Source organism: Pelomonas sp. KK5 (genome assembly GCF_001984095.1).
In the GTDB taxonomy this organism is placed as follows: Bacteria; Pseudomonadota; Gammaproteobacteria; order Burkholderiales; family Burkholderiaceae_C; genus KK5.
Genome location: NZ_LYVQ01000068.1, coordinates 20,620 through 28,775, shown reverse-complemented (window position 1 = coordinate 28,775; position 8,156 = coordinate 20,620). Strand labels below are relative to the sequence as shown.

The 8,156-nt window shown below is 68.8% G+C and carries 7 protein-coding genes; 4 read left to right on the top strand and 3 right to left on the bottom strand.

All coding sequences use genetic code 11. The features are described 5' to 3' along the window. Nucleotides 1-39: 39 nt before the first annotated feature. On the bottom strand, nt 40-666 hold the full coding sequence (locus B0W88_RS12930; RefSeq protein ID WP_077035070.1) for a TetR family transcriptional regulator: 627 nt from the start codon (nt 664-666) through the stop codon (nt 40-42). Between the two features lie 105 nt (nt 667-771). Here B0W88_RS12930 and B0W88_RS12925 point away from each other — a divergent pair, with 105 nt between their 5' ends. From B0W88_RS12925 to B0W88_RS32980, 4 genes are all read left to right on the top strand, one after another. Then, nucleotides 772-3,057: a CocE/NonD family hydrolase gene (locus B0W88_RS12925; RefSeq protein ID WP_077035069.1), complete on the top strand. Its 2,286-nt coding sequence runs from the start codon at nt 772-774 to the stop codon at nt 3,055-3,057. An 18-nt stretch (nt 3,058-3,075) separates the two neighbouring features. Next, nucleotides 3,076-3,618: a nuclear transport factor 2 family protein gene (locus B0W88_RS12920; protein ID WP_077035068.1), complete on the top strand. Its 543-nt coding sequence runs from the start codon at nt 3,076-3,078 to the stop codon at nt 3,616-3,618. After that, the gene (locus B0W88_RS12915; RefSeq protein ID WP_077035067.1) at nt 3,611-5,860 is read left to right on the top strand and encodes a CocE/NonD family hydrolase; all 2,250 of its coding nucleotides are present in this window, start codon (nt 3,611-3,613) and stop codon (nt 5,858-5,860) included. The genes B0W88_RS12920 and B0W88_RS12915 overlap by 8 nt, the downstream gene beginning before the upstream one ends. A gap of 62 nt (nt 5,861-5,922) precedes the next feature. Next, nucleotides 5,923-6,144, top strand: a complete 222-nt coding sequence (locus tag B0W88_RS32980) for a hypothetical protein (RefSeq protein WP_144006742.1) — start codon at nt 5,923-5,925, stop codon at nt 6,142-6,144. Here the strand turns inward: B0W88_RS32980 and B0W88_RS12905 are convergent. Both B0W88_RS12905 and B0W88_RS12900 read right to left on the bottom strand, forming a co-directional pair. Next, nucleotides 6,122-7,084, bottom strand: a complete 963-nt coding sequence (locus B0W88_RS12905) for a LysR family transcriptional regulator (protein WP_077035065.1) — start codon at nt 7,082-7,084, stop codon at nt 6,122-6,124. The two genes, B0W88_RS32980 and B0W88_RS12905, sit on opposite strands and share 23 nt — an antisense overlap. After that, nucleotides 7,077-8,015, bottom strand: coding sequence for a LysR family transcriptional regulator (locus B0W88_RS12900; protein ID WP_077035064.1), 939 nt, complete (start codon nt 8,013-8,015; stop codon nt 7,077-7,079). Before B0W88_RS12900 ends, B0W88_RS12905 begins: the two co-directional genes overlap by 8 nt. Between the last annotated feature and the right edge of the window lie 141 nt (nt 8,016-8,156).

The following is an 8,156-nucleotide window of genomic DNA, read 5'->3' as shown; positions in this document are numbered from 1 at the left end:
AGATCGTGCTGTCGCCGCCGGCTGCTCGCGCGAGCCTGATCAGCCTGCCGCTTCGGCCGGCGGCGACAGCACGATCTGGATCGCCGGCGCCAGCAGCGCGACCAGCGCCTCCCGCTCCACCGCGGCCAGCAGCGGCACGCCGATGATGCGCCGGCACAGCACCATGCCCATCAGCAGCGAGGCCGCCAGGCCCGAACGCAGCGCGGCGGCATCGTCGCGCGCCTCGCCGGTGCCGGTGTGCAGCCTCGACTCGATGAAGTCGCGCAGCTGGTCGCGCGCGCGCTCGTTGACCATGGCGTTGCGCAGCATCGCCATCATCGGCTCCGACTCTTCCGGCGCGCCTTCCCACGCGGCCAGGAAGCCGCGCGTGACGCGCTCGCCCAGTTGCTCGTCGAACTTCTCGTAGAGCGTGTTGATGTGCTCGGTGGCGGCGGGCGGGATGGCCATCACCGCGGCGAACAGCGCGTCCTTCGAGCCGAAGAACTGCATCACCTGGGAGACGTCCACCTGCGCATCGGCGGCGACGCGCCGCATCGTGGTGGCGGTGAAGCCGTCGGCGGCGAAGCGCGCGCGTGCGGCGTCGAGCACGGCCTGCCGCGTGCTGCCCGGGCCGGGCCGGCGGCCGCGGCGCGGCGCGGGAGGCGCGGCGGTTTTCTTGCTTGTCATTCACGCATTATGCAGATGATTTTTTAATATCAACACGTGTTGAGTTTTAAGGCGGGCCGACGTACATTGCGGCGAAACAGCAAGCAGGCACAGGAGACAAGAACGATGAGCGAGCGCGACAAGCCGGCGATCCGGACCGGCACCTTCGGCGGGCCGATCGCCGGCCTGGCCTACCTGACGCCCAGCCTCAGCGGGCTGACCGATGCGCGGGGCGAGTTCCAGTACCGCGACGGCGAACGCGTCGCCTTCCGGCTCGGGGCCACGACGATCGGCCACGCGATGGGCGCGCCGCGCCTCACGCTGGCCGACATCGTCAGCCGCGTGGACGGCAACATTGCCAAGCTGCTCGACGCCGGCCTCACCAACATCGCCCGCCTGCTCTGCTCGCTCGATACGGACGGCTGCCTGGATGGCGGCATCACGATCGCGCCGCAGGTGCACGCGCTCATCGGCCAGCGGCGCATCAACTTCCGCCACGACATCTCCTTCGCCGGCATGGACCGCGATCCGGTGCGCGAGTTCGAGCGGGACCCGCTGATCGCCACGCTGCTGGAGGAGCTCGGCCCGTTCAGCGATGGCAGGCCGCGGCGCCTGTGCAGCGCGGCGGTGGCGCGCAACGAGGTGCGCCGCCAGATGCTGGGCATCCTGCGCTTCCGGGACGTCAGGATCCCGCTCAGCAACGGCCTCTTCGTCTACGCCGACGTGTTCCGCCCCGCCAGGGAAGGCCGCTTCCCGGCCATCATGAACTGCGGGCCCTACGGACGCGCCTTCCACCACCACTCGATTGGCGATGACGCCGCCTTCGAGGCGCACGAGGCGATGGAGGAGCGCTATTTCCAGGGCAATGCCGAAGGCCAGATCTTCGAGAACCACGAGACGGCCAACAGCGTGGACTGGGTGCCGCACGACTACGTGCTGATCCGCGTGGACGGGCCCGGCTCGGGCAGGAACCCCGGCACGCTGGCGCCCTTCGGCATCGAGACGGCCGAGGCCTTCCGCGACGCGATCGACTGGGCCGGCGAGCAGCCCTGGTGCAACGGCAATGTGGGGCTCTGGGGCATGTCCTACTACGCGATGAGCCAGCACGCGGCGGCCAGCCTGCAGCCACGGCACCTGAAGGCGATGGTCGCCATCGGCACCGATGTCGATCTCTACGAGGAGGTGGCCTACACCGGCGGCATCCTCAACGAGGACTTCTTCAGCCACTGGTACCGCGCCGGCGTGCTGGCGGCGGTCGTCGGCGAGCCCAAGGCGGTGGACTTCCTCGGCATCCTGAAGTCCTGCGGCTTCAAGGACTCCGATCCGGCCCTGGCCTTCGGCCCGCGCTCGACGATCTGCATGAACCCGGACATGAGCGCCGTGAAGGTGCCGCTGTGGGCCATCGCCTGCACCACCCACATGGCGCACTTCCACCAGCTCGGCAGCAGCGAGGCCTATCTGGCAACGCCCACGGCCGCGAAGAAGCTGGACTTCTGGGAAGACTGGTTCACCAAGGCCTATTCGCGCGCGGCGATCGCCGACCACCGCGCCTTCTTCGACCATTGGCTGAAGGGTGTCGACAACGGCATCATGGCGCGCCCGCCGGTGCGCCTGGAGATCCGCACCGGCGACGGCGCGTCCTACCTGCAGGAAGAGGCCGAGTGGCCGATCGCCCGCACCAAGTATCCGCGCTGGTACCTGGACGCCACGCCGGCCGACTGGCCCGGCGACGAGCACCGCAACGATTTCCTGCGCCTGTCGCAGACGCCGCCGCAGAACGAGCGGCAGGCAGCCTATTCCGCCGAGATCGCACCCGAATGCCGTGGCGGCATGCCGCCGGTGTTCATGCCGGTCAAGCCGCCCTCGGCGCTGCTGGCCTGGCAGACCGGCGTGTCCTTCATCAGCGAGCCGGTGCCGCAGGACATGGTGTTCGCCGGCTACGGCAAGGCCCAGCTCTGGGTGTCGTCCAGCAGCGCGGACATGGATGTGTTCCTGAGCCTGCGCGTGCTTGACGAGGCGGGCCGCGAAGTGGACTACGCCGGCCCGACCACCATGGGCATGAACATCACGAACTACCCGCTCGCCAAGGGCTGGCTCAAGGTATCCCACCGCAAGGTCGACGAGGCCCGCTCGACGCCATACACGGTCAAGCACACCCATCTGAAGGCCGACCACGCGCCGCTGCAGCCCGGCGAGGTGGTGCGGGTCGAGATCGAGATCATTCCGAACACCGCGCTGATCCGCAAAGGGTATCGCCTGCGCGTGGACATCCAGCCCTTCGACGGCTACGACCACGGCCCGCGCCACGGCTACGACGCCAGCACCCACGACGGCGCGCGCAACACGATCCATACCGGCCCCGACCACCCGGCCTGGATCCAGCTCCCGGTCGTGCCCGCCAAGACGAATTGACAACCGGAGAGACAAGACATGACCCTCGAAGAACTCAGCGCCCGCACCGAGATCCACGACGTGCTGCTGCGCTACTGCCGCGGCCTCGATCGCGTGGACATGGCACTGGTCGCAGGCGCCTTCCACAAGGACGCCTACGTTCACTTCCCCGAGAGCCTGCACAAGGGCTCGGGCGACGGCTTCGTCGGCTTCCTCGCCGCGGAGATGCCGCGCTTCGTCCGCACGATGCACTTCCTCGGCAACAGCCTGATCGAGTTCGACGGCCCGGACATCGCCTTCGTGGAGACCTATCTGGAGGCCGACCACCAGGGCTCCGAGCTGCACCACTGGAAGGGCGAGTACGTGAAGCTGTGGGCGCGCTACATCGACCGCTTCGAGCGGCGCGACGGCGTCTGGCTGATCGCCGAGCGCCGGCTGATGGTCGACTGGATGTACCGCTACCCGGCCACCGGCTGGTTCGACGACCATCCCGATGCCTCGGTATCCCACCGCGGCAAGGGCACCGATCCGGCGCTGAGGCAGGTGGCCGGCTATCACGGCAAGGCACTGCATCATGCCTAGCCGCCCCGTGCTGACCGGCCTCATGGCCGGGCCCATCGCGGGGCTGAAGTACCGGACGCCGACGCTCGCCGGCACCACCTCGGCCGAGGGCGAGTTCCAGTACCGCGAGGGCGAGGCGATCAGCTTCCACGTCGGCGGCCTGGTGCTGGGCGCAGCGAAGGCGGCGCCTCGCCTCAACCTGGCCAGCCTCGCGCCGCGCGTGGACGGCAAGATCGACAAGCTGCACGACCCGGCGATCACCAACATGGCCCGCCTGGTCCACACGCTCGACCAGGACGGTGACATCGAGGCCGGCGTCAGCATCGCGCCCGCCGTGCACGAGCTGATCGGCGCCACGCCGATCAACTTCAGCCCCTCGGTCGTGCCGAACGCGCTGGGCACCGTCACCGACTTCGCCGACGACCCGACCGTGCGCCGCATCCTCGAGCTGCTCAACGCCACGCCGGGCGTGTTCACCGCCCGCACGCCGCGCACGCTCTGCGCCGCCGCCACCAGCCGCAACGAGCTGCGGCGCAATATCCGCGGCATCGTCAAGGCCACCGACGTGCGCATCCCGATGCGCGACGGATCCTACGTCTGTGCGGATGTCTTCCGCCCCGCGGCACCGGGCCGCTATCCGGTGGTGATGAGCAAGGGCTTCTACGGCAAGAGCTTCTATCACGACTGCATCTGCAACGCGGCCGACGCGCTGCGCAAGGAGGAGATGGAAGACCGCTTCTTCTCCGGCAATCCCGACGGCGCGCAGTACGAGAACCACGAGACCGTGGACACCTCGACCTGGGTGCCCGAGGGCTATGTCTGCATCCGCGTGGATGCGCGCGGCGTGTGCAGGAGCCCGGGCCTGCAGGCGCCCTTCAGCGTGCAGGAGGCCGAGGACTACTTCGACGCGATCGAATGGGCCGGCGTGCAGCCCTGGTCGAACGGCAATGTGGGCCTCTGGGGCATGTCCTACCTCGCCATGACCCAGCACAACGTGGCCAGCCTCCAGCCGCCGCACCTGAAGGCCATGATCGCCCAGGGCACCGATGCCGACATCTACAACGAGGCGCTGTACGGCGGCGGCCTCTTCGGCGCCGGCTTCTGGGACTGGTGGTGGAAGGTCTGGTCGGGCAACAACCATTGCGGCGGCGACAAGCGCCCGCAGACCGACTGGATGGCCCGCGCGCTCGCCACGCCCTTCAACGACCCGGCCGCCTATGGCCCGCGCGGCTCGATCTTCATGCGGCCCGACCTCAGCCAGGCGACGGCACCGGTCTGGATCGTCGGCCCGCAGACAGGCGCGATCATCCACCAGTTGGGCAGCAGCGAGACCTTCGTCCATTCCACCGGCGCCAGGGCCAGGAAGTTCGACTTCACCGACGCCTGGTTCCCCGCCAGCTACTCCGCGCAGTCGCTCGCCGATCACATGCGCTTCTTCGAGCACTGGCTCAAGGGCGTGGACAACGGCGTGATGGACGAGGCGCCGGTTCGCGTGCAGGTGCGCAGCGGTGACGGCGCGCACTACCTGCTGGAAGAAGACGAGTGGCCGATCGCTCGCACGCAGTACCGGCGCTGGTACCTCGATGCCCGGCCCTCGGACTGGCAGAACGACAGCAGGCGCCACGGCATGCTGCGCATCGGCGAGACCGTGCCCACGGTGCCGGCCAGCGCGGAATACGCAGCGCAGCTGGAGCTCGGCACGCCCACGCTGGCGCCGGTCGGCTCGCAGGACGGCACGCCCCGCTGGTCCACCGGCGTCTCCTTCATCAGCGAGCCGATGGCCGAGGACCTGGTGCTCGCCGGCTACATGAAGGTCGGCCTCTGGGTGGCCTCGACCAGCGCGGACATGGATGTGTTCGTCTCGCTGCGCGTCATCGATGCGCAGGACCGCGAGATCCGCTACGAGTCCGTGGTCCTGCCCGCGGACCCGGTCCACATCCATCCGGTCGGGCACGGCCTGCTGAAGGTGTCGCGCCGCAAGCTCGATGAACGTCGATCGACAGGCCATTGGCCCGTGCACACGCACCTGGAGCGGGACTGCGCGCCACTGAAGAGCGGCGAGATCGTGCCGGTCGAGATCGGCCTGAATCCGAGCACTGCGCTGATCCGCCAGGGATGCAGGCTGCGGGTCGACATCCAGCCCTACGCGCCGGCGGGCGTGCCCGTGCGCGCCTATGACGCCAGCTATCACGAAGGCGCGCTGAACCGGATCTACACCGGCCCGCGACACCCGAGCTACCTGCAACTGCCGATCGTCGACTAGAGAGGCCCGCGAACGAATAGAGGCGCAGCCAGCGCCCGTTGTTCATCCAAACGGAGACATCCATGCCAGCCAGCCCACTTCAACTGCCCGCATCAACGGCTGCCGAGGATCCGGCGCCATACCCCGACGACTGGTCCGAGACCTGCGCGATGACCGTCGCCTGCACGATGGACCCGACCTGCGCGCTGGCCTTCTGCTTCGGCAACTTCTGGGGCAGGCGCAGCGCCACGCCGGCGCCCGCCTCGCCGCGGAAACCCCGCTTCAAGTGGCTGATGGGAGCCTAGCGAAATTGCGCAGCCGCTCGATGTGCTCCTCGGTCACCTGACGGAGCGCGTCGATGGCAGCCTGCGCGAGTGCCGAGGGCTCCGTCTGCGGCGCCCTCACCACGCGCAGTTCCAGCGTCAGGCCCGGGCCCGCGAACGGGTTCAGGCAGAAGTCCTGCTCCGCAGGCGCGGTGTCGATGTCGTGAATGAACAGCAGGCCCGGAAGGATGGCCATCCACTCGCTCTGCCGCACCAGGTCCAGCGTGGCCAGGACCGCGTCGAGCTGGTAGTGCGGGGCCGAACCCGCCGCCAGGTCCTTCGGCGCGCCGATCCACTGCCCGTGCTCGCGGCTGTGCGGCGCGAGCAGCTTGCGGCCCTTGAGCTGCTCGAAGCCGATCGCCTCGCCATGGCACAGGCCGCTGGCGTCGTGGCTGCGCGAGGACACGAGGAAGGCCGGCGTGGCGGCGAACACGCGGGAGCTCAGGTCCGCGGGCGGCTTGGAGATCGCGGGGATGATGGCGAAGTCCAGCTCGTTGGCCCGCACCATGTCCATCAGCATGTCGCTGCGGGCCTCGATCACGGCGACGGAGGCATTCGGGTTCTGCGCGCTGAGCCGCAGATAGGCCGGTGCGAGCTGGTGCGTCGCCAGCGTGGCCGTGAGGCCGAAGCGCACCTCGCCCGCCAGGCCGGTCTTGAACTCGCGCAGCTCCAACGCGGCCTTGCTCGCCGCCAGCACGTCCAGGCAGCGTGCGTAGAAGACCGCAGCGGCCTCGGTCGGCTCCACCGACTTCTTCTCGCGCCTGAACAGCTGCACGCCCAGCATGTCTTCCATCTGCTTGATGTGCTGGGATACGCCGGACTGCGTGGCGAATTCGCGCGTGGCGGCGGCGGTGAACGAGCGCTCCTCGTAGACGGCGACGAAGAGCTGCATTTCCCGCAGGCCGGGCAGGGAGTCATCCATGGGTAGCGGTGGCAATGCTGATGGGAATGGCGTTGATCTCTTCCGTGGCCCGCTGCAGGCATTCGAGGAAGGCATGAGCAACGGAAGACAGCGGCTTGCGCTCGGGCTCGACCAGCAGCAGCTCGTCCCACAGCATCGGGTCGGCCAGCGGGTTCAGCGTGAAGCGGCGGCGGCGCAGGTCGTCGGCGATGAAGAGGCCGGAGATGATGGCGGTCCAGTGGCTCGACCGCACCAGGTCCATCGCGCCGAGCATCGATTCGAACCAGCTCAGCCGCTGCACGATCGGCACCTGCTGGTCCACCAGGTACTGCTCCAGCAGCGGCCGCCGGCCGGCCGGCAGCACCAGGTGAAGGTCCGGCAGGTCGCGCAGACGGATCGGCTGGCAATGCGGCAGGCCGGAGTCCGGCGAGGAGATCAGGAAGGCCGGCGTGCGCGTGAACAGCGAATGGCGCAGGCCGTCGGCCGCGCCCGCATCTTCCGGCATGCGCTGCACGATGCCGAAGTCCAGCTTGCCCTGGCGCACGGCGCTGGCGATCACGCCGCCGCCGCTTTCGGTCAGCTGAACGGAAACGTTAGGACAGGCCGCCTCGAAGGCCATCAGCGCGCGGCTGAAGACCGAGCGGCTCATCGTCGGGATCATGCCGATGCGCAGCGCGCCGACCGGATGCTCGGCGCGCCGGCCCACCGCGCGGCAGGCCATCTCGTGCGTGCGCAAGAGCTGCACGCAGCGGCGGTAGAAGGCATGGCCGGCCGGCGTCGGCGCGATCGCGTGGTCGCGCGCGAAGAGCTGCACGTCGAGCTGCGACTCCAGCTGCCGCACATGGGCAGACACGCCGGACTGGCTCAGCCCCTCGCGGCTGGCGGCTGCGGTGAACGAGCCTTCCTCGTACACGGCGACAAACATGCGGATGTGCATCAGCTTCGGGACCATGGCCCATTGTGTCTGCACAAGGTGCCCGGCCATCGATCAATAAGTCCACTGCGGCGCAGCCGGATTGATCATTTCCCAGCACGAGACGCGCTTCCTACATTGGGTGCAGCCCGCTGACAAATACACCAATCAGGAGACAAG